The following is a 21,683-nucleotide window of genomic DNA, read 5'->3' as shown; positions in this document are numbered from 1 at the left end:
ACCGGCCTTTCGGGGCCGGTCCGCGCTGTCGGCGCCGTTTGGGGGTCATCGTCGTGATCCGCATCAGGGCTGGGGCTCCGCGCCGGATGCGGCCGGGCGCCGCGTTCCTCGCGGTGGGCACCGGCCTCGTCCTCCATGCCCGGCGCGCGCTCCTGCGCGAGCTGCGGCAGGCCCGCGCCGTCGCGGGGGCCGCGCGGAGCGTGCTGCTGCGGCCGCTGCCGCCGCGTGTCGCCGGGCTGCACCTGGCGGCGGCCCAGCTGCCCGCCGACCGGGGCGCGGCCGTCGGCGGCGACCTGTACGAGGTGATCGCCACCGAGCACGGCGTACGCGTCGTGATCGGCGACGTGCGAGGACACGGCCTCGCCGCCCGCGGGACCGTCGCCGCCGTACTCGACGACTTCCGCGAGGCCGTGCACGACGAGGCGGATCTCACGGGCGTGCTGCGCCGCCTGGACTGGGTGCTGGCCCGCCATGTGCGCGAGCGGGAGCCGGACCCCCAGGCGGCCGAGCACTTCGTCACCGTGCTGCTCCTGGAGATCGCCGCCGACGGCGCCCTGCACGCCCTCAACTGCGGCCACCCCTGGCCGTACCGGCTGAACACCCGGGGCGCCCGGCCCCTGACGGAGGCCGACCCGCTGCCTCCACTGGGCCCGTTCCCGCTGCCGTCCGACGTGCCCGGCGAACACCTCGGCCGTCTGCTGCCGGGAGAGACCCTGGTCCTCTACACGGACGGCGTGGAGGACGCCCGGGACACCGGTGGCCGCTTCTTCCCGCTGGCAGCGGTACTGACCGAGGCGACCCGAGCGGGTCCCCCCTCCCCACAGGCCGTCCTGCGCGCCGTGTTCACGCGGCTCCTGCAGCACACGGAACAGCGCCCCGCGGACGACGTTGCGGTCCTGGTGCTCCACAACGACCGGCGCGTCTCGGGCCAGGTGAGTACGGAAAGGGGCGCGGGGCTCTGCCGATAGCGGCTCCGCCGCGGACCGCGCCCAGCCCTCGGCCGGCCGGCAGCCGACCGAGAACCGAAGGCGCCGAGCCCGTAGTCGCCGGGCGAACCGGCGGAGCCCGGCGCAGCCGTCCGCTCCACCACGGAGTGTCGGGCAGGCGGCGGAGCGGACGGTGCGGATGCGGGCCGCCGCACTGTACGAGGGGGAGCCGGCGGCCCGGCCGGCCTCTTGACGAGGCATCTCAGTCAACCGGCCGCCCACGCTGCGCAACAGTGCGCGCACGGTACGAATGCGCGCACTCCGTTCGCACCCCGTGTGAACCCGAAGGCACTACGCTGTCGGCACCGAGCCACCGGGGGGCAGGACATGCAGCCCAACACTCTGCTCGACGCGATCCTGGACGAGGCGGGCATCTCCCACGCGGGCCTGGCCGCGCACGTCAACCAGGCGGGACGGGCGCGCGGTCTCGCACTCCGGTACGAACACACGGCGGTGGCCCGGTGGTTGAAGGGCCAGCGGCCACGCGGCCAGGTGCCCGACCTGATCTGCGAGGTGCTGGCCGCCCGGCTGCGCCGGCCCGTCACGCTCGACGACATCGGTCTGGGCGTGCCCGGCGAGCCGTCCGCGCCGCACGGCACCTCGCTGTCCGGCTTCGTCGAACGGGCCACCGCCCTGTGGCGCTCCGACGAGCAGCAGCGCCCGCACGTGCTGGGCGCGCCCGCCGTGACGGGGACGCCCGCGGTGATGCCGGTGTGGGAGTGGGAGAACCCGCCGGAGGATGTGGACGTCTCCCGGGGCGGCCGGCACCGGGTCACCCCGGCCGACATCGAGATGCTGCGCGCGGCCCGCACGCACTACGAGCAGATGTACCGCAAGACCGGCGGCGTCGCGACGCGCAGTCGCATCGTGGGTTTTCTCAACACTCAGGCGGCGCCGCTGCTGCGCGGCAGCTACACCGATGCAACCGGCCGACAACTGCACCGGGCGACCGGCGGGTTGGTGGCGATCGCGGGCATCTGCGCCTACGACTCGGACGCGCACGGCCTCGCCCAGCGCTACTTCCACCAGGCGCTCAGGCTCGCCAAGGCCAGCGGGGACCGCGGACTCGGGGCCTACGTCATAGCGCTGCTCGTCAACCAGTCGCTGTTCATGAGGGAGTACCGCCAGGCCGTCGCCTTCGCCGAGGCGGCACTGCGCGCCGCCGGCAAGCACATCACACCCGCGCTCGCCTCCGACCTGTACGCGATGCAGGCCAAGGCGTACGCCCACCTCGGCGACGGCACGGGCGCGCTGTCCTGCATCCGTCGTGCCGAGGCCGCCGCCGAACGCATCCGGCGCGGATACGAGCCCGACGAGACCGGCTATGTCCAGCCGGGCCTGGTCAACGTCCAGGTGGCGGAGGCGCTGCTCAGCCTCGGTGAGCTGGCCGCCGCCGAGGAGCACGCCACGGCCGCCGTGGACAACCCCGCGCACGACCGCGGCCGGGTGCACCGGCTGGCCATGCTCAGCACCATCGAGCTGCGCCGGGGCAACGCCGAGAAGGCGGTGGTCACCGCCGTGCAGATGGCCGAGCAGGCCCGCGGGATGGAGTCGCAGCGGCTGCGGGACAGACTGCGGGCGGTGCGCGAGCACCTGGTGCGCAGCGGCTGTGCCGGCACCGCCGAGGCGGCCGAACTCATCGACGGGGCACTGCGCGTGCCCCTGTGACGGTCCGTGCGCCGTAAGTGGCGCACCATGCGCCTGCTGCCCGGCCGCTCCGGCTGCGATATTGCCACTGACCCGACGGAAGGTGGCAGAACCGTGCAGTGGACGAAACAGCACGAACAAACTGTGTACGCAAACCGCTGGTTCACCGTCAACCTCGCGGATGTCGAGCTGCCGGACGGCCGGCACCTCGACCACTTCCTGATACGGCTGCGGCCCGTCGCCGTGGCCACGGTGGTCAACGAGGCCAACGAGGTCCTCCTGCTGTGGCGCCACCGCTTCATCACCGACAGCTGGGGCTGGGAACTGGCCGCCGGCGTCATCGAGGACGGCGAGGACGTCGCCCGCGCCGCGGCCAGGGAACTGGAGGAGGAGACCGGCTGGCGGCCGGGTCCCCTGCACCACCTCATGAGCGTGGAGCCGTCCAACGGCCTCACCGACGCCCGGCACCACATCTACTGGTCGGACGAGGGCGAGTACGTCGGACACCCCGTGGACGACTTCGAGTCGGACCGCCGCGAGTGGGTCCCGCTCAAGCTCGTCCCCGACATGGTCGCCCGCGGCGAGGTCCCGGCCGCCAACATGGCCGCCGCGTTACTCCTCCTGCACCACCTCAGGCTCCAGTAGCGCCGCACCGACAACGACCCGGGCCCGGCACCGCAGTACGTGGTGCCGGGCCCGGGTCGCGGCCGGAGACCGACGCGGTGCCGGTCAGCCGTAGGTGTAGAAGCCGGAGCCGCTCTTGCGGCCGAGCCGGCCGGCGTCGACCATGCGCTGCAGCAGCGGGGGAGCGGCGTACAGCGGTTCCTTGTACTCGTCGTACATGCTCTGCGCCACCGAGGCGACCGTGTCCAGACCGATCAGGTCCGACAGCTTCAGCGGGCCCATCGGGTGGGCGCAGCCGAGCTCCATGCCGTTGTCGATGTCCTCGCGGCTGGCGATGCCCGACTCGAACATCCGGATCGCGGAGAGCAGGTAGGGGATCAGCAGGGCGTTGACCACGAAGCCGGAGCGGTCCTGGGCGCGGATCGCGTGCTTGCCGAGCACCTTCTCGGTGAACAGCTGCGCCCGGCTCAGCGTGCCCTCGGAGGTGGTGAGCGCGGGGATCAGCTCGACCAGCTTCTGCACCGGGGCGGGGTTGAAGAAGTGGATGCCGATGACCTGGTCCGGCCGTGCGGTGGCGACCGCCAGCTTCACCAGCGGGATGGAGGAGGTGTTGGAGGCCAGGATCGCGTCCGGCCGGGTCACCACCTGGTCCAGGACCTGGAAGATCTCGGTCTTGACCTGCTCGTTCTCCACCACGGCCTCGATGACCAGGTCGCGGTCCGCGAACTCGCCGAGGTCCGTGGTGAAGCTCAGCCGCGCCTGCGTCGCGTCCCGCTCCTCCTCGGACATCTTGCCGCGCTCGGCCGCCTTGGCCAGGGAGTTGAACAACCGGGTACGGCCGATCTCCAGGGCCTCGCCGGTGGTCTCGGCGACCTTCACGTCCAGGCCGGCCCGGGCGCACACCTCGGCGATCCCCGCGCCCATCTGGCCGCAGCCCACCACTCCGACGCGTTCGATGTCGGTCACATCGTCCCTTTCCGTTTTGTTCGCGGCTTGCCTCCGGAGCGCTTGAGCCGGTACGGCGCGCTCGCCGGCGCTGATCTACGGCGTGGGTCAGGCGGACCATGTGTGCGGCGCCTGCTCCGATCGTGCACGTTACCCCTGTCGCAGCGATGATCGACCGGCCGGGTCGTGCATGCTGGGCCGGTACACGATCCGTGACGGCGCGGATCCACGGCGTACGGGGAACCCGGATGGGCCGAGTGACACGACGGGCGTTCACCGTTGCCGCCCTGTCGACCCTGACCATCACGCAGGCGGCCGCCGCGGCACCGGCCGCGCCCCAGCCGCCGGGCGCCCTGCGGACCGGCCGCTCGCGCAGGGCCGCCGCCGAGATGCGGGGCATGTGGCTGGCGACCGTGGACAACCGCGACTGGCCCTCGCGCACCGGGCTCGGTGCGGCCCGGCAGCGCGCGGAGCTGACCGCCCTGCTCGACGCGGCGGTGCGCCGGCGGCTCAACACGGTGTTCCTTCAGGTGCGTCCCACCGCCGACGCGCTGTGGCCCTCGCCGTACGAACCGTGGTCGCAGTGGCTGACCGGCACCCAGGGCAGGAACCCCGGCTGGGACCCGCTCGGCACGGCCGTCGGGGAGGCGCACGCGCGCGGCCTGAAGCTGCACGCCTGGTTCAACCCCTACCGGGTCGCCCTGCACGACGATCCGTCCCGGCTCGTGGCCTCCCATCCGGCCCGCAGGCACCCCGACTGGGTCGTGCGGTACGGCGGCAAGCTCTACTACAACCCGGGGCTGCCCGAGGTCCGGGCCTTCGTACGGAAGGCGATGCTCGACGCCGTGCGGAGGTATCCCGTGGACGGCGTCCACTTCGACGACTACTTCTACCCCTACCCGGTGGCCGGCCAGTCCTTCGACGACGCCGCGGCCTACGACCGCCACGGCGGGGCTTTCGCGAGCCGGGCCGCGTGGCGGCGCGACAACATCGACCGCCTCGTCCGCGAGACGGCGGAGGGCATCCGGCGGCTGCGGCCCGGCACAGAGTTCGGGATCAGCCCCTTCGGGGTGTGGCGCAACGCCTCGTCCGACCCGCGCGGCTCGGACACGCGCGCGGGCGTCGAGACGTACGACGACCTGTACGCGGACACGCGCACATGGGTCAGGAAGGGCTGGATCGACTACATCGTCCCGCAGCTGTACTGGGCGATCGGCACGGCCGCCGCCGACTACGCCACGCTGGTGCCGTGGTGGGCTCGGGTGGCGCGGGGCAGTAGGACCAGGCTGTACGTGGGGGAGGCGCTGTACAAGGCGGGCGACGCGGCACAGGGCAAGGCCTGGCGGGACCCTGACGAGCTGTCCCGCCATCTCGCCCTGGCCGAGAAGTACCCGGAGGTGCGCGGTCACGTGTTCTTCGCGGCGAAGGACGTCGCCGCGGACCCGTCCGGGGCGATGGCACGGGTGGTCGCCGACCACTACCGGCAGCCGGCGAGCCCTCCGCGCTGAGCTGCTACGACTTCCGTTCCTTCTCCTTGTGCCGGACCTGGCAGTCGGGGCCCGGTGACATCACGGCCTCGTGCCCGTCCGGGAAGCGGACGCGGTAGGGCGGGTTGCCCTCCGAGCCCATGACTTCGACGACTTCGCTGACCTGGTCGTGCTGACCGACCACTCGGCCGTGCTGGACGAGCTTGTCGCCCACGGTTGCTCGCATCTGCAGGGCCTCCTCACCATGTGCGGGAGCAGCGTCCTCGGCTTTCGAGTCTACGGCGCGGAGCGCGGCCGGAACCGGTGAAGCGGCCGGGGCCGGTGTGCGGTCGGAACCGGTGGCGTCGGTCAGCCGCGCGCCCGCTGGGTGACGGCGATGCAGACGAGCACGGCGGCGGCCGTCAGCGGGGCGGCCGGCGTCAGATGCTCGCCGAGCAGCAGCACCGACCACACCAGTGTGAGCAGGGGTTGGGCCAACTGCAACTGGCTGGCCTTGGGGATGCCCACGGCGGCCATGCCCCGGTACCAGACGACCATCCCGAGGAACTGCGATCCGGCCGCGACCCACAGCAGACCGGCCACGGCGTGCGCACCCAGGTGCACGGGCTCGTGGGCCAGCGCGAGCGCGGCACCGGGCACGGTCAGGGGCAGGCACAGCACCAGAGCCCAGCCGATCACCTGCCAGCCGGGCATGACCCGGGCCAGCCGGCCGCCCTCGGTGTAGCCGGCGGCGCACACCAGCAGGGCGCCGAAGAGGTACCCGTCGGCGGTGGTCAGGGCGCCGCCGCTCTGCTGCACGGTGAAGGCGACCACGGCCGCCGCCCCCGCCAGCGCCGCCGCCCAGAAGGTCCGCGACGGCCGGGCCCCGACCCGCAGGGCGGACAGCAGCGCCGTGGTGAGCGGGAGCAGGCCGACGACGACCGCGGCGTGCGCGGTGGTCGAGGTCTCCAGGGCCAGCGTGGTGAGCAGCGGGAAGCCGAGGACCACACCCGCGGCCACCACAGCGAGCCCGGGCCAGTGACGGCGCGCGGGCAGGGGAGCCCTCACCGCCAGCAGCGCGCCGCCCGCGACGACGGCGGCGAGCACGCAGCGCACGGCCACCAGCGACCAGGACCCGAAGCCCTCCAGACCCCAGGCGGTGGCCGGGAAGGTGAGGGAGAAGGCGACGACACCGAGGGCGGCCTGAAGGAGACCGGACCGGGTCCCGGCCGGCGAGGGCGGCGCGGCCGGGCCGCCCTCGCCGGCCGACGGTGACGCGGCGGGCGACGTGGAGGCCGCCGAGGGCGCGGCCTTCGGCGGCCGGCCGTGGACCGCTATCCGGCTTCGCTCAGTAGCGCTACTCTTTGTTCTCATGCAAGAGCGTAGCAGTGTGGGAGAACTGGCGGAACAGCTGCGGCGAGAGCTGAACCGCTACTCACCAGGGGGAAAGCTCCCCTCGAGTCGGGCCCTGGTCGAACGTTTCCGGGTGAGCCCGGTGACCGTCTCGCGGGCCCTCGCCCAACTGGCCGCCGAGGGCCTGGTGGTCACCCGGCCCGGCGCCGGTGCCTTCCGTGCCCGGCCGCACGAGGCGCCGACGCCCGCCGGGGACACCTCCTGGCAGGAGGTCGCGCTGAGCGCCGACGGCACCCCGGACCTCGTCCCGCGCACCGTGGACGCCTCCGGGGTCATGGTCTCGCTGGCCGCCCCGCCGCCCGGCGTGCTGGAGTTCAACGGCGGCTATCCGCATCCGTCCCTCCAGCCCGAGCGGGCGATGGCCGCCGCCCTGGCCCGCGCCGGGCGGCGGCCCGGTGCCTGGGGGAGACCGCCGATGGAGGGGCTGCCCGAGTTGCGGGAGTGGTTCGCCCGCGGCATCGGCGGCCCCGTCACCGCCGCGGAGGTGCTGATCGCCGCCGGCGGCCAGTCGGCGCTGGCCACCGCCCTGCGCGCGCTCGCCCCGCCCGGCGCGCCGGTGCTCGTGGAGTCGCCCACCTACCCGGGCATGCTCGCCCTCGCCCGCGCGGCCGGCCTGCGCCCCGTACCGGTGCCCGTGGACCCCGACGGCGTGAAGCCGCGGCTGCTGGCGGACGCCTTCCGGGCCAGCGGCGCCCGGGTGTTCGTCTGCCAGCCCCTGTTCCAGAACCCGACGGGCGCCGTGCTGGCCGCCCACCGGCGCGCCGAGGTGCTGCGCATCGCACGCGAGGCCGGCGCGTTCGTGATCGAGGACGACTTCGTACGCCGCCTCGCCCACGCGGACTGCGGCCCGCTGCCCCGCCCGCTGGCCGCCGAGGACCCGGACGGAGTCGTCGTGCACGTCGGCTCGCTGACCAAGGCGACCTCGCCCAGCTTCCGGGTCAGCGCGCTCGCCGCGCGCGGACCCGTGCTGGAGCGCCTGCGCGCCATCCAGGTCGTGGACAGCTTCTTCGTCCCCCGGCCGCTGCAGGAGGCCGCCCTGGAACTCGTCGGCTCCCCCGCCTGGCCCCGTCATCTGCGGGCGCTCTCGGCCGAGTTGAAGGCCCGCCGCGACGCCATGACGGCCGCGCTCGCGCTGGACCTGCCCGAACTGGCGCTGCCGTACGTCCCCTCCGGTGGGTACCACCTGTGGCTGCGTCTGCCCGACGGCACGGACGAGGCCGCCCTGACCGCCGCGGGTCTGCGCGCGGGCGTCGCCCTCACTCCCGGCCGCCCCTATTTCAGCGCCGAACCGCCGGCCCCCCACCTGCGCCTGAGTTTCGCGGCGGTCGCCGGCATCGGGGAGGTCACCGAGGGGGTCCGGCGTCTGAAGCAGGCCTGCGACGAGGTGCTGGGGCTCGACCCGGCCCGCCGCGACCTGTGATCATCACGGCATGAGCGATGCACCCGCACTCCCCGAGGGCTACGAGTTCTCCGCCGACACCGACCGCGTCGACGTCGAGCGCGTGCACGGCTGGCTCTCGGCCGACGCGTACTGGGCCATCGACCGGCCCCGCGAGAAGCACGAGCGTGCGATGGCTTCCTCGATCAACTTCGGGGTGTACGACACGGCGTCGGGAGAGCAGGTCGCGTACGCGCGCGTGGTCACCGACCGCGCGCTGTTCGCCTGGCTCGCCGATGTGTACGTCCACCCGTCCGTGCGCGGCAACGGCGTAGGCACCGCGTTCGTGGGCGCCATCCGCGAGCATCTGCGCCCCTACGGCCTGCGCCGCATCCTGCTCGCGACCGAGGACGCGCACGGGGTCTACGAGAGGCTCGGCTTCCGCCCGCTGGACCGGCCGGACCAGTGGATGGTGCACCACTTCGACTGAGCCGAATCCGGGCGCGTTCGGCGGAGCGGGGCCGGAACGCGCCTCGCAACTCACCGCCGGCTCCCCTTGACCTGCCGACGCAGAGGGGCACACCATCACCGCATGCCACTGAGGGTGACGTTCGTCGCCGCCGCGCGCAGTTCCCCGTTGCTCGCGGAGCGCTTCGAGGACGACCGGCCGCTGGATCAGGCGGGCTGGGACGAGGTGCAGCGCGTCGCCGGGGAACTGCTGCCGCTGGCGGCCGCCGAGCTGCGCTACTGCTCACCGACCCCGCGCAGCCGGGCCACCGGCGACGCCCTCGGGTACGCCCCGCTGGTCCAACTCGCCCTGCGCGACTGCGACATGGGCCGCTGGCGCGGGCTGACGCTGGGCGAGGCGATGGCCCGCGAGCCGCGGTCCGTGGACGCCTGGCTCGCCGACCCGCGCTCCACCCCGCACGGCGGAGAGTCCCTGCTGGCCTTCATCGCCCGGGTCGGCGGCTGGCTCGACACCCGGCCGGGGGAGGACGGGGGCCGGATCGTCGCCGTGGCCGAGCCCTCCGTGATCCGCGCCGCCCTGGTCTACGCCCTGAAGGCGCCCCCCGCGATCTACTGGAACATCGACGTCCGCCCGCTGTCGGCGACCACCGTCACGGGCCGCTCGGGCCGCTGGAACCTGCGCCTGGACGGCGCCTTCACCCAGCCTTCGCGCGCTTAGGGCCTCTCGTTCGGATCATGCCGGGCTCGCCACTAGGCCCGTGCCCTCGCGCGCACAGCCGGGGCCTTGGCGTCCTGACCGCTGCCCTCGCGTGCGTAGTCGGTGGTGAGCACCAGGTCCTTCGCCGGACCGCCGACCCGCCACACCGACCGCCAGTGGTCGGCGTCCCGGACGGTGAACTCACCGCGATAGAGGTCGGCCGCGCACGGGTGCTCGGCGACGTACCGCCCCGTCGTCAGGTCCAGCGGATGGAAGGGCCGCCCGTCCGCGAACCGCACGTCGGCCGTGCCCGGCACACCCCCCGGCAGGAACCGCAGCGTCCGTGTCGCGGGCCGGGCCACGCCTCGCCAGGTGAAGGTGCCCGACTCCTCGTGCAGCAGCCCGCCGCCGTCGAGGGGGCCGAAGACGGTGACCCCTTCGAATCGGCCCTCGTCCCCGCTCGTCAGATCCCGCACGCTCCGCGCCACGCGCCAGCGCCCGGCCAGATGGGCCAGCACGTCCGTCACCGGCCAGAACTCGCCCATCGTCATCCCTTCCCGGCCCCCGGCCGCACGCGGGGCCCGTCCGGCAACCCGGCGATCGGGGAGTCGAACAGGGTCGGGTGCGGCGGCGCATGCATGAGGCCGAGCTTACGGGGCGTGTGCGTCCGTGCCATTGACGTGTCCATACCCCTTCCCTATCTTGCCGTTCGAAGTGCTGACCACTGTCTGATATTTCGAACAACGAGAGCCGCGGAGTATCCATGTCACGCACCACTCGCACGAGGTTGAGACTCGGCCTCGCGACGAGCGCCCTCCTGCTGGGCGCGACCGCCCTTCCCGCCCCCGCCCACGCCGACGACGTCACCGACTACACGATCACCGTCGACCCGGCGGCCAAGGGCCCGAAGATCGACAAGACGATGTACGGCGTCTTCTTCGAGGACATCAACCGCGCCGCCGACGGAGGCCTGTACGCCGAGCTCGTGCAGAACCGGTCCTTCGAGTACTCCACCGACGACAACCGGTCCTACACCCCGCTGACGGCCTGGACGGTCGACGGCGCCGCCCAGGTGGTGAACGACTCCGGCCGCCTCGACGATCGCAACCGGAACTACCTCTCGCTGGCGGCCGGTTCGTCCGTCACCAACGCCGGCTACAACACCGGCATCGCGGTCGAGAACGGCAAGACGTACGACTTCTCCGTCTGGGCCCGAGCCGGGAGCGGCACCACCCTCACCGTGACCCTCCAGGACGCCGGCGGCTCCCTCGCCACCGCCCGCCGAGTGGCCGTGCGCAAGGGCGGCTGGGCCCGGTACAGGGCCACCTTCACCGCGACCCGCACCAGCACCACCGGCCGCCTCGGCGTCGGCTCCTCGGCCACGGCGGCGCTCGACATGGTGTCCCTCTTCCCCCGCGACACCTACAAGCACGAACCGAACGGCCTGCGCAAGGACCTCGCCGAGAAGATCACCGCCCTGCACCCCGGCTTCGTCCGCTTCCCCGGCGGCTGCCTGGTCAACACCGGGTCCATGCAGGACTACAGCGAGGCCTCCGGCTGGCAGCGCAAGCGCTCCTACCAGTGGAAGGACACCGTCGGCCCGGTCGAGACGCGGGCCACCAACGCCAACTTCTGGGGCTACAACCAGTCCTACGGCCTCGGCTACTACGAGTACTTCCGCTTCGCCGAGGACATCGGCGCCATGCCGCTGCCCGTCGTCCCCGCCCTGGTGACCGGCTGCGGCCAGAACAAGGCCGTCGACGACGGCGCGCTGCTCCAGCGGCACATCCAGGACACCCTCGACCTGATCGAGTTCGCCAACGGCCCGGCGACCTCGAAGTGGGGCAAGGTGCGTGCCGAGATGGGTCACCCGAAGCCCTTCCACCTCACCCACATCGAGGTCGGCAACGAGGAGAACCTGCCCAAGGAGTTCTTCGCCCGCTTCACGCGGTTCCGGGCCGCCGTCCAGGCCGAGTACCCGTACATGACCGTGATCTCCAACTCCGGTCCCGACGACAGCGGCACCACGTTCGACACGGCCTGGCAGCTCAACCGCGACGCCAAGGTCGACATGGTCGACGAGCACTACTACAACAGCCCGCAGTGGTTCCTGCAGAACAACGACCGCTACGACTCCTACGGCCGCGGCGGCCCCAAGGTCTTCCTCGGCGAGTACGCCTCCCAGGGCAACGCCTTCAAGAACGGCCTGGCGGAAGCCGCGTACATGACGGGACTGGAGCGCAACGCGGACGTCGTCGAGCTCGCCTCCTACGCCCCGCTGTTCGCCAACGAGGACTACGTGCAGTGGCGCCCGGACATGGTGTGGTTCAACAACCACGCCTCCTGGGGCTCGGCGAACTACCAGGTGCAGAAGCTGTTCATGAACAACGTCGGCGACCGGGTGGTGCCCAGCAGGGCCACCACGACCCCGGGGGTCAGCGGGCCCATAGCGGGTGCCGTCGGCCTGTCCACGTGGGCCACCAGCGCCGCCTACGACGACGTGAAGGTCACCGCCGCCGACGGGACGACCCTGCTCGGCGACGACTTCTCCGGCGACGCCTCCCGGTGGACCCACACCGGAACCGGCAGCTGGAGCGTCCAGGACGGGGCCTACGTCCAGAGCGACACCGCCGCCGAGAACACCATGGTCTCCGCCGGCGACCCCGCCTGGCACGACTACGACCTGCACGTGAAGGCCACCAAGAAGGCCGGCAAGGAGGGCTTCCTCGTAGCCTTCGGCGTCAAGGACACCGGCGACTACTACTGGTGGAACCTGGGTGGCTGGAACAACACCCAGACCGCCGTCGAGCAGGCCGTGGACGGCGGCAAGTCCACGCTGATCGCCAAGCCGGGCTCGATCGAGACCGGCCGCGCCTACGACATCGACATCAAGGTGCGCGGCCGTCAGGTCACCCTCTACCTCGACGGGCAGCAGTGGGGCAGCTTCACCGACGACAAGCCGGCCGAGCCGTTCCGTCAGGTCGTCACGCGCGACACGAGGACCGGTGAGCTGATCGTCAAGGTCGTCAACGCCCAGTCCGCGGCCGCCCGTACGTCGATCGACCTGGGCGGCGCGAGGGTCGCGCCCAAGGCCGAGGCGACCACGCTGACCGCCGCGCCCGACGCCGTGAACACCGAGACCGCCACCCCGGTCGCCCCGGTCACCTCCACCGTCACCGGGGTCGCCGACCGCTTCACGTACACCTTCCCGGCGAACTCCGTCACCTTCCTGCGGATCAGGCAGAGGTAGCCGGATCGGCACAGGCTCCGCGTCCGCGTCCGCGGGCCGCTGTCCCGGTGGCAGCGGCCCGCGGACGCGGACCTTTCATGTCACGAGGGCGATCCGCGCGCTCAGGCGGCCCGGGCTCGACGCGGACAGCCTTCGGGTGTGGAACTCATTAACGTCCGAATCATTTTCGGTACGGCTTCTGTTTACCTTTCGGCAATTGAAATGCGCCGGTGTTCGGTGCGCGTATTTGTCATGCATCATTCGCCCGTCGTTCATCGTTGAAGCACAACCTTGGGGAATTACTGCCCGTCTAATTGGGCGATCACGGCGAGTGGGGCCCGTCCCCCGAGAAAACGCCGTACGTACCGATTTTTCCCGGGGAGTCTGCCGAGAAATGGATCGACCAACCCTGCGGGTGCGACCGCGGCACGCCGCCGCACTGCTCGCCGCGGCGATCACCGTCACCGCGTTCTGCGCGGCCGACGCCGTCGCCCGCAGCTATCCCTTCGGCCCGCGCACCCGCGCGGTCAACGACCTGGGCAACCAGTACGTGCCGTTCCACGCGCACCTGTGGGACCTGCTGCACGGCCGGGCCGACGGCGGCCTGCTCATCAACTGGCAGTCCGGGTTCGGCTCCAGTTTCCTGCCCGACCTCGGGACGTACCTCAGCAGCCCGTTCGCCCTGCTCGTGGCGGTGTTCCCGAGGGACGAGATCGACCTCGCCGTGTACGTGGTCACGGTGCTGAAGACGGCGTGCGCCGGCGCCGCCATGGCCTGGCTGCTGCTGCGCCTGCGCCCCGGCCGCTGGTGGGTGGCGGGGCTGCTGGGCGCCGCCTACGCCCTGTGCGGCTGGTCCGTCGCCGACGCCTCCTACAACCCGATGTGGATCGACGGCCTGATCGCCCTGCCGCTGCTGTGCCTGGTCGGCGAATGGGCACTCGCCGGGCGGCGCCGACTGCTCGGCGTGCTGATCGTGGCGGCCGCCTGGATCGCCAACTTCTACACCGCCTACATGGCCACCATCGGCGCCGGCCTCATCCTGCTGCTCCGGCTGTGGCTCTCCGGCCTCCCGCGCCGGCGGGCCCTGGCGACGGCCGGCCGGGCGGCGGTCACCGTCGCCCTCGGCGTGGGCCTCGCCGCACCGCTGGTGACGGTGATCTACTTCGGCACCAAGCACGCCTACCCCGGCCGGGTCACCCACTTCGCGCCGGTGCCGACGCAGGATCTGCTGGCCCGGCTGCTGCCGACGACCTACGGCTTCGGCAGCCCGGCGCTCTTCGTCGGCACTACCGCGCTGCTGCTGGCCCTCGCCCTGCCCTTCCACCGGGCGGCCCCCGTACGGGTGCGCGCCGGGTGGAGCCTGCTGGTGGTCGCCGTCACGTTGTCGATGCAGTGGACGCCGACGCATCTGGCCTGGCACGCGTTCACCACCCCGAACGGAAGCCCCTACCGCCAGACGTTCGTGCTGTGCGCGCTGCTGGTGATCGCCGCCTGGCACGCGCTCTCCTACGGCGTGCCCGACCGGCGCGCGCTGACCGCGGCCGCCGTGCTGCTCGCCCTCATCGCCGCCGTCGCGAGCGGCAGTGCTCTGGTGCGCTCCTTCGCCTGGCCGGTGCTGTCGCTCGCCGCGGCCGGCGCACTGGGCGGCCTGGTCCTGCTCGGCCGCGCTCGCGCCGACGGGTTTGCCGAGGGCTCCCGCGCGGCGGCGGGGCGGCGCCGTCGACTGCTCGTCGGGTCCGCCGTCGTGCTTCTGGTCGGCGCCCAGCTGGGCGAGGCCACCGCGACCTCCGCCGTGGCCACCCGGCTGCGGCTGGACCACCTGGACGACTACGCGCCCTGGGGCGCCCGGCAGCAGCATCAGGCGGACGCGATAGCGAAGGCCGACGGCTGGCCCGCCTACCGCACCGACCCGGGCCGGGAGCAGACCGTCGGCAACGACCCGATGGTGGTGGGCGGCGAGGGCGCCCAGTACTACAGCAGCCTCACCGCCGACGTCCTCAGCCGTACGCTCACCGCCCTCGGTGACGGCTGGACCTCGCGCGGGCGGAACGTGCAGAGCCTGGACAACGCCGTCACGGACGCGATCTTCTCCGTCGGCGCCCGGGTGCACTCCCCGCCGGACCAGCACCAGAGGTGGAACCCCCGCGACCACAGCCCGGTGACCGTCTCCCGGCAGGACGTACCGCCCCTGGTCACCCTGCGGCCGTCCGCTCCGGCGCAGGACACCGGCGTCTCCGCCTTCGGGCCGTCGCCCTACCGCAACCAGGAACTGCTGCTGGGCACCCGTGTCTACACCGTGCCCCCGCTGACCGTGCGCACCGGCGACGGCGGGCAGCCGGAGCGCGGCGGGCGCGACCTGCCGGGACTGGTCGTCGAGGCACCCCGCGGGAAGGCCGCCGCCGCGGACAGGCCGACGGTCACGGCCGCGTGCCCGGCCGGCAGCGAGGTCTACCTCTGGGCGCCGCACTACTCCGGCACCGCCCGGCTCGGCGACGACCCCGCCCACCACCTGACCGGGCGGTTCACGTCCGACGCCGCCAAGATCGCCGCCATGCAGCACCTCGGCACGGTCCCGCGGTCCGGCCGGGTGCGGATCCAGCTGTCGCCCACCCGGACCGGCAGCGTCCCGGACGGTGCGGTCGGGTGCCTGGACACCGCACGGCTGCATGCCGCCGTCCAGCAGCTCAAGGCCACCGGCGCCACCGAGGTGACCGTCTCCGACGGCACCGTCCGGGCCCAGCTCCCGGCCGGCAGCAAGGGCACCGCCGTCCTCGCGGCCCCTCGGATCGCCGGTTGGCGGTGCGCCGCCGGCAGCGCCCCGGCCGCGCCCGCAAGGACGTACTACGGGCTGATCGCCGTCCCCCTCGACGGCTCCGCGACCAGCATCACCTGCACCTTCCACCCGCCCGGCCTGCGGCTGGGCGCGGCCGTCGGGGGCGTCTCGCTCCTGGCCCTCGTCCTGCTCGGCACCGTCACCGCCGTCCGCAGACGGCGCGCCGCGGACCGCCCAGCGGTCCGCACCCTCACACGCCCGCGCGAGCGCACCACCAGCGCTCTCTGATCGCGCCCCCCGGGGAGAACCATGCTCATCTCGATCATCGCCCCCTGCTACAACGAGGAAGACGTCATCGAACGCTTCCACACCGAGGTGCAGAAGATCGCCGACGACCTGCTGCCGCTCGGCCACGACATGGAGTTCGTCTACGTCGACGACGGCAGTCGCGACCGGACGCTCACCCTCCTGGAAGGGCTGGCCGACCGCGATCCGCGCGTCCGTTACGTCTCCTTCAGCCGCAACTTCGGCAAGGAGGCCGCCCTGCTCGCCGGTCTGCGGCACGCCTCCGGCGACTCCGTGGTGATCATGGACGCCGACCTCCAGCACCCGCCGCACCTGATCAGGCGCATGGTCGAGCTGCGCGGCGAGGGCTACGACCAGGTCCTCGCCCGGCGCAGCAGGCGCGGCGACCGGTTCACCCGCACCCTCACCGCCCGTCTGTACTACCGGCTGGTCAACCGGCTCGTCGACGTCGAGCTGGTCGACGGCGTAGGCGACTTCAGGCTGCTGTCGCGGCGCGTGGTGGACGCGGTGCTGGCCCTGACCGAGTACAACCGCTTCTCCAAGGGCCTGTTCGCATGGGTGGGCTTCCCCAGCACCACCTTCGAGTACGAGAACGCCGTACGCGAGCACGGCCGCAGCTCCTGGACCCTGAAGTCCCTGCTCAACTACGGGCTCGACGGGCTGCTGTCGTTCAACAACAGGCCGCTGCGCGCCGCCCTCCACCTCGGCATGGGCCTGCTGACGTGCGCCGGGCTCTACACGGCGTGGATCGTGGGCGCCGCGCTCGTCAACGGCGTGCAGACACCCGGGTATGTCACCATCATCACCGCCGTCACCGCGCTCGCGGGGGTGCAGATGGTGATGCTGGGCGTCATCGGGGAGTACACCGGCCGGATCTACTACGAGGTCAAGGGACGCCCGCACTTCCTGGTGAAGGCGACCAACGTGGAACGGACGAAAGACCTCATTCGCTGATGACCACCGTCATGACCCGCACGATGCCGAGACAGATCGTCACCTTCGCCGCGGTCGGCGTCGTGAACACCGGCACGTACTACTGTCTTTACCTTCTGTTCCTCACGCGTTTGCCGTATCTCCTCGCGCACGTTCTCGCGTTTTTGCTCAGCATGGTCGGGTCCTTTTTCCTGAACGCGCGCTTCACCTACCGGACCCGGCCGACCTGGCGGAAATTCCTGCTGTTCCCGCTGACGAACGCCGCGAATTTCCTCATCACCACGGCCGGTGTGTACGTGATCGTCGACGTGCTGCACGCCGGGAGCCGGTTCGCCCCCCTGCTCGCCTCCGCGGCGGCGATCCCGGTCACCTTCGTGGTGTCCCGCTGGATCATGCTGCCCAAGGTCGACCCCGTGGAGGAGATTGCATAAACGTGCAGGGATACGTATAGTCATGCCATCGATAGGAGGGCCCATGGCTGTATGTGTCGCGGTCGCCGGAGCGAGTGGGTACGCGGGCGGAGAAGTACTGCGTCTGCTGCTGGCGCACCCCGAGGTCGAGATCGGCGCCCTGACCGGCAACTCCAACGTCGGCCAGCGGCTCGGCGCGCTCCAGCCGCACCTGCTGCCGCTGGCCGACCGGGTGCTCGCCGAGACCACCCCGGACGTGCTCGCCGGACAGGGCCGGCGGCATGACGTGGTCTTCCTCGCCCTGCCGCACGGCCAGTCCGCGGCCGTCGCCGAGCAGCTCGGCCCCGACGTCCTGGTCATCGACATGGGCGCCGACTTCCGCCTGAGGAACCCGGCCGACTGGGAGCGGTTCTACGGCTCCCCGCACGCGGGCACCTGGCCCTACGGTCTTCCCGAACTTCCGGGTGGCCGCGCTGCGCTGGAGGGGTCCAAGCGCATCGCGGTGCCCGGTTGCTACCCCACCGCCGCCTCCCTCGCGCTGGTCCCGGCCTACGCCGCCGCCCTCGTCGAGAACGAGGCCGTGATCGTCGCCGCCTCCGGCACCTCCGGCGCGGGCAAGGCGCCCAAGCCGCACCTGCTCGGCTCGGAGGTCATGGGATCCATGTCCCCCTACGGCGTCGGCGGCGGCCACCGGCACACCCCCGAGATGATCCAGAACCTCAGCGCGGCGGCGGGGGAGCCGGTCACCGTGTCCTTCACACCCACCCTCGCCCCGATGCCCCGCGGCATCCTCGCCACCTGCAGCGCCAGGGCCCGCGACGGCGTCACCGCCGAGTCCGTGCGCGCCGCGTACGAGAAGGCCTACGCCGACGAGCCCTTCGTCCACCTGCTGCCCGAGGGGCAGTGGCCCGCCACGGCGGCCGTGTACGGCTCCAACGCCGCGCACATCCAGGTGGCCTACGACCCCGCCGCGCACCGCGTCATCGCGATCAGCGCCATCGACAACCTGACCAAGGGCACCGCGGGCGGTGCCGTGCAGAGCATGAACATCGCCCTCGGGCTCGACGAGACCACCGGGCTTTCGACGATCGGAGTCGCACCGTGAGCGTCACGGCCGCCAAGGGATTCCAGGCGGCGGGCATCGCCGCCGGGATCAAGCAGAACGGCAACCCGGACCTGGCCCTCGTGGTCAACACCGGGCCCCGCCGCGCCGCCGCGGGCGTCTTCACCTCCAACCGCGTCAAGGCCGCGCCGGTGCTCTGGTCCGAGCAGGTACTCAAGGGCGGCCAGGTGTCGGCCGTGGTCCTCAACTCCGGCGGCGCCAACGCCTGCACCGGCCCCAAGGGCTTCCAGGACACCCACGCCACCGCCGAGAAGGTCGCGGAGGTCCTCGGCCGGGGGGCCATCGAGGTCGCCGTCTGCTCCACCGGCCTCATCGGCGTCCTGCTCCCGATGGACAAGCTGCTGCCGGGTGTCGAGACGGCCGCCGCCCAGCTCTCCGAGCACGGCGGCGAGAAGGCCGCCATCGCCATCAAGACCACCGACACCGTCCACAAGACCTCCGTCGTCACCAAGGACGGCTGGACCGTCGGCGGCATGGCCAAGGGCGCCGGGATGCTCGCCCCGGGCCTGGCCACCATGCTCGTCGTCCTCACCACCGACGCCGACCTCGACGGCGAGACCCTGGACCGGGCCCTGCGCGCGGCCACCAAGGTCACCTTCGACCGGGTCGACTCCGACGGCTGCATGTCCACCAACGACACCGTGCTGCTGCTCTCCTCCGGCTCCTCCGGCACCACCCCCGGCTACGAGGAGTTCGCCGAGGCCGTACGGCAGGTCTGCGACGACCTCGGCCGGCAGCTGATCGGCGACGCCGAGGGCGCCAGCAAGGACATCAAGGTCGAGGTGGTCGGCGCCGCGACCGAGGAGGACGCCGTCGAGGTGGGCCGCTCCATCGCGCGCAACAACCTCCTCAAGTGCGCGATCCACGGCGAGGACCCCAACTGGGGCCGCGTCCTCTCCGCCATCGGCACCACCCGGGCCGCCTTCGAACCCGACCGGCTGGGCGTCGCCATCAACGGTGTCTGGGTGTGCAAGAACGGCTCGGTCGGCGAGGACCGCGAGAAGGTCGACATGCGCTACCGCGAGGTGCACATCGTCGCCGATCTCGCGGCCGGCACGGAGACCGCCACCATCTGGACCAACGACCTGACCGCCGACTACGTCCACGAGAACAGCGCCTACTCGTCATGAGCACCGGACCTACGCGCAAGCACACCGCGCTGCCGAAAGCCCAGATCCTCATCGAGGCGCTGCCCTGGCTGACCCGCCACCACGGCAAGACGGTCGTCATCAAGTTCGGCGGCAACGCCATGGTGAACGAGGAGCTGAAGGCCGCCTTCGCCCAGGACGTCGTCTTCCTGCGGCACGCCGGACTCAAGCCGGTCGTCGTGCACGGCGGCGGCCCGCAGATCAGCGCCGCCCTGGACAGGTACGGCATCGTCAGCGAGTTCAAGGCGGGCCTGCGCGTCACCACCGAGGACGCCATGGACGTCGTACGGATGGTGCTGGCCGGGCAGGTGCAGCGCGAGCTGGTCGGGCTGCTCAACCGGCACGGCCCGTTCGCCGTCGGCCTCACCGGCGAGGACGCGCACACCATCACCGCCACCAGGCACCGCCCCGAGATCGACGGCGAGCTGGTCGACATCGGGCGGGTGGGAGAGATCACCGAGATCGACACCGGCGCCATCGAGGCACTGCTCGCCGACGGCCGCATCCCGGTCGTCTCCTCCATCGCCCGGAGTCAGGACGACGGACATGTCTACAACGTCAATGCTGATACGGCGGCTGCGGCACTCGCTGCGGCACTGGGCGCCGAGACCCTCATGGTCCTCACCGACGTCGAGGGACTCTACGAGGACTGGCCGAACTCCGACGAGGTGATCAGCCGCCTCACCGCGAGCGAGCTGGAGAAGCTGCTGCCGGAACTGTCCTCGGGCATGGTGCCCAAGATGGAGGGCTGCCTGCACGCCGTCCGCAACGGCGTGACCACCGCCCGCGTCATCGACGGACGGGTCCAGCACTCGATCCTGCTGGAGATCTTCACCGACGAGGGCATCGGCACGATGGTCGTGCCGGACGAGAAGCCGGACGTACAGCCGGAACAGGGGGAGTCGTGAGCAACCAGGACATGGGCAACCGGGAACCGGGCAACGAGCACCTGACCGCGCGGTGGCAGGGCGCGCTCATGAACAACTACGGCACCCCGCGGCTGCCGCTGGTGCGCGGCGCGGGCAGCCGGGTCTGGGACGCCGACGGCCGGGAGTACCTGGACTTCGTCGGCGGCATCGCGACCAACGCGCTCGGCCACGCCCATCCGGCGGTCGTGGAGGCCGTCAGCCGGCAGATCGGGTCCCTCGGCCACATCTCCAACTTCTTCATGGCCGAGCCGACCGTGGCCCTCGCCGAGCGGCTGCTGCAGCTCTTCGGCCGGGACGGCAGGGTCTTCTTCTGCAACTCCGGCGCCGAGGCCAACGAGGCCGCCTTCAAGATCGGCCGGTTGACCGGGCGCACCCACATGGTCGCCACCGAGGGCGGGTTCCACGGCCGAACCATGGGCGCGCTCGCGCTCACCGGCCAGTCCGGCAAGCGGGAGCCGTTCCAGCCGCTGCCCGGTGACGTCACCCACGTGCCCTTCGGTGACGCGCAGGCGCTGGCCGCCGCGGTCACCGAGGAGACGGCCCTGGTCGTCATCGAGCCCATCCAGGGCGAGATCGGCGTCGTGGTGCCGCCGGCCGGCTATCTGAAGGCGGCCCGGGCGATCACGGCCGCGACCGGTGCCCTGCTGGTCCTGGACGAGGTGCAGACCGGCATCGGCCGCACCGGGCACTGGTTCGAGTACCAGGCCCACGAGGGCGTCCTGCCCGACATCGTCACCCTGGCCAAGCAACTCGGCGGCGGGCTGCCGCTCGGTGCCACCGTCGCCTTCGGGCGTGCCGCCGAACTGCTCCAGCCCGGCCACCACGGCACCACCTTCGGCGGCAACCCGGTGGCCTGCGCCGCCGGGCTCGCCGTCCTCGACACCATCGCGGCCGAGGGGCTGCTGGAGAACGTCAAGCGGCAGAGCGAGCAGCTGCGCGACGGCATCGAGTCCCTGGGCCACCCGCTGGTCTCCCACGTCCGGGGCGCGGGCCTGCTCCTGGGTATCGTGCTCACCGGGCCGCACGCGCAGCAGGCGCAGCAGGCGGCCCAGGAGGCCGGTTTCCTGGTGAACGCGCCCGCCGCCGACGTGATCCGGCTCATGCCGCCGCTGAACCTCGGCGACGACGACGTGGACGCGTTGCTCCGGGCGCTGCCCGGCATCCTGGACGTGGCCCACGGGGACGGATGATCCGGAGAATGAGACGAC

At 72.3% G+C, this 21,683-nt stretch carries 19 protein-coding genes; 15 read left to right on the top strand and 4 right to left on the bottom strand.

Going from position 1 to position 21,683, the window contains the following annotated elements; genetic code table 11:
- Positions 1–53: 53 nt before the first annotated feature.
- The 3 genes from BZY54_RS15110 (at position 54) to BZY54_RS15100 (ending at position 3,278) form a co-directional block, all read left to right on the top strand.
- Positions 54–968, top strand: coding sequence for a PP2C family protein-serine/threonine phosphatase (locus BZY54_RS15110; RefSeq protein ID WP_425276281.1), 915 nt, complete (start codon positions 54–56; stop codon positions 966–968).
- 345 nt (positions 969–1,313) lie between these two features.
- On the top strand, positions 1,314–2,654 hold the full coding sequence (locus tag BZY54_RS15105) for an NsdA family TPR-like regulatory protein (protein WP_086725704.1): 1,341 nt from the start codon (positions 1,314–1,316) through the stop codon (positions 2,652–2,654).
- Positions 2,655–2,747: 93 nt separating this feature from the next.
- A complete protein-coding gene (locus BZY54_RS15100; protein WP_086725703.1) occupies positions 2,748–3,278 on the top strand; it encodes an NUDIX hydrolase in 531 nt (176 codons plus the stop codon).
- An 84-nt stretch (positions 3,279–3,362) separates the two neighbouring features.
- Here the strand turns inward: BZY54_RS15100 and BZY54_RS15095 are convergent, their stop codons facing one another.
- On the bottom strand, positions 3,363–4,223 hold the full coding sequence (locus BZY54_RS15095; RefSeq protein ID WP_086725702.1) for a 3-hydroxybutyryl-CoA dehydrogenase: 861 nt from the start codon (positions 4,221–4,223) through the stop codon (positions 3,363–3,365).
- A gap of 227 nt (positions 4,224–4,450) precedes the next feature.
- Between BZY54_RS15095 and BZY54_RS15090 the strand changes: the two genes are divergently transcribed.
- On the top strand, positions 4,451–5,710 hold the full coding sequence (locus tag BZY54_RS15090; protein WP_086725701.1) for a glycoside hydrolase family 10-like protein: 1,260 nt from the start codon (positions 4,451–4,453) through the stop codon (positions 5,708–5,710).
- A 4-nt stretch (positions 5,711–5,714) separates the two neighbouring features.
- Here BZY54_RS15090 and BZY54_RS15085 read toward each other — a convergent pair whose 3' ends face one another.
- Positions 5,715–5,915, bottom strand: a complete 201-nt coding sequence (locus tag BZY54_RS15085; RefSeq protein ID WP_086725700.1) for a DUF1918 domain-containing protein — start codon at positions 5,913–5,915, stop codon at positions 5,715–5,717.
- Positions 5,916–6,037: 122 nt separating this feature from the next.
- Complete coding sequence (locus BZY54_RS15080; RefSeq protein ID WP_086725699.1) at positions 6,038–7,042, bottom strand: DMT family transporter; 1,005 nt, start codon at positions 7,040–7,042, stop codon at positions 6,038–6,040.
- Here BZY54_RS15080 and BZY54_RS15075 point away from each other — a divergent pair.
- From BZY54_RS15075 to BZY54_RS15065, 3 genes are all read left to right on the top strand, one after another.
- Positions 7,041–8,501: an aminotransferase-like domain-containing protein gene (locus BZY54_RS15075; protein ID WP_208640658.1), complete on the top strand. Its 1,461-nt coding sequence runs from the start codon at positions 7,041–7,043 to the stop codon at positions 8,499–8,501. The genes BZY54_RS15080 and BZY54_RS15075 overlap by 2 nt on opposite strands.
- Before the next feature lie 10 nt (positions 8,502–8,511).
- Positions 8,512–8,949 carry a GNAT family N-acetyltransferase gene (locus tag BZY54_RS15070; RefSeq protein WP_086725697.1) on the top strand — a complete coding sequence of 146 codons (438 nt, stop codon included), beginning with the start codon at positions 8,512–8,514 and terminating at the stop codon, positions 8,947–8,949.
- 102 nt (positions 8,950–9,051) lie between these two features.
- A complete protein-coding gene (locus BZY54_RS15065; protein ID WP_086725696.1) occupies positions 9,052–9,645 on the top strand; it encodes a histidine phosphatase family protein in 594 nt (197 codons plus the stop codon).
- Positions 9,646–9,677: 32 nt separating this feature from the next.
- Here BZY54_RS15065 and BZY54_RS15060 read toward each other — a convergent pair whose 3' ends face one another.
- On the bottom strand, positions 9,678–10,169 hold the full coding sequence (locus BZY54_RS15060) for a DUF6314 family protein (RefSeq protein ID WP_086725695.1): 492 nt from the start codon (positions 10,167–10,169) through the stop codon (positions 9,678–9,680).
- 218 nt (positions 10,170–10,387) lie between these two features.
- Here BZY54_RS15060 and BZY54_RS15055 point away from each other — a divergent pair, with 218 nt between their 5' ends.
- The 8 genes from BZY54_RS15055 (at position 10,388) to BZY54_RS15020 (ending at position 21,665) form a co-directional block, all read left to right on the top strand.
- Complete coding sequence (locus tag BZY54_RS15055) at positions 10,388–12,874, top strand: alpha-L-arabinofuranosidase C-terminal domain-containing protein (RefSeq protein WP_086725694.1); 2,487 nt, start codon at positions 10,388–10,390, stop codon at positions 12,872–12,874.
- A gap of 373 nt (positions 12,875–13,247) precedes the next feature.
- Positions 13,248–15,914 (top strand): YfhO family protein, encoded by a 2,667-nt coding sequence (locus BZY54_RS15050; RefSeq protein ID WP_086725693.1) that lies wholly within the window; start codon positions 13,248–13,250, stop codon positions 15,912–15,914.
- 21 nt (positions 15,915–15,935) lie between these two features.
- Complete coding sequence (locus tag BZY54_RS15045; protein ID WP_086725692.1) at positions 15,936–16,886, top strand: glycosyltransferase family 2 protein; 951 nt, start codon at positions 15,936–15,938, stop codon at positions 16,884–16,886.
- Positions 16,886–17,296 carry a GtrA family protein gene (locus BZY54_RS15040; RefSeq protein ID WP_086725691.1) on the top strand — a complete coding sequence of 137 codons (411 nt, stop codon included), beginning with the start codon at positions 16,886–16,888 and terminating at the stop codon, positions 17,294–17,296. Before BZY54_RS15045 ends, BZY54_RS15040 begins: the two co-directional genes overlap by 1 nt.
- Before the next feature lie 43 nt (positions 17,297–17,339).
- Positions 17,340–18,380 carry an N-acetyl-gamma-glutamyl-phosphate reductase gene (gene argC, locus BZY54_RS15035; protein WP_086725690.1) on the top strand — a complete coding sequence of 347 codons (1,041 nt, stop codon included), beginning with the start codon at positions 17,340–17,342 and terminating at the stop codon, positions 18,378–18,380.
- Positions 18,377–19,528: a bifunctional glutamate N-acetyltransferase/amino-acid acetyltransferase ArgJ gene (gene argJ, locus BZY54_RS15030; protein ID WP_086725689.1), complete on the top strand. Its 1,152-nt coding sequence runs from the start codon at positions 18,377–18,379 to the stop codon at positions 19,526–19,528. The genes argC and argJ overlap by 4 nt, the downstream gene beginning before the upstream one ends.
- Positions 19,525–20,454: an acetylglutamate kinase gene (gene argB / locus BZY54_RS15025; protein ID WP_086725688.1), complete on the top strand. Its 930-nt coding sequence runs from the start codon at positions 19,525–19,527 to the stop codon at positions 20,452–20,454. Before argJ ends, argB begins: the two co-directional genes overlap by 4 nt.
- A gap of 11 nt (positions 20,455–20,465) precedes the next feature.
- On the top strand, positions 20,466–21,665 hold the full coding sequence (locus tag BZY54_RS15020) for an acetylornithine transaminase (RefSeq protein ID WP_086725712.1): 1,200 nt from the start codon (positions 20,466–20,468) through the stop codon (positions 21,663–21,665).
- The last annotated feature ends 18 nt before the right edge of the window (positions 21,666–21,683 follow it).

The organism is Streptomyces carpinensis, assembly GCF_002154505.1.
GTDB classification, from domain to species: Bacteria; Actinomycetota; Actinomycetes; order Streptomycetales; family Streptomycetaceae; genus Streptomyces; species Streptomyces carpinensis.
Note: the sequence above shows the minus strand (reverse complement) of the source record. Positions and strands in the feature narration are given on the sequence as shown.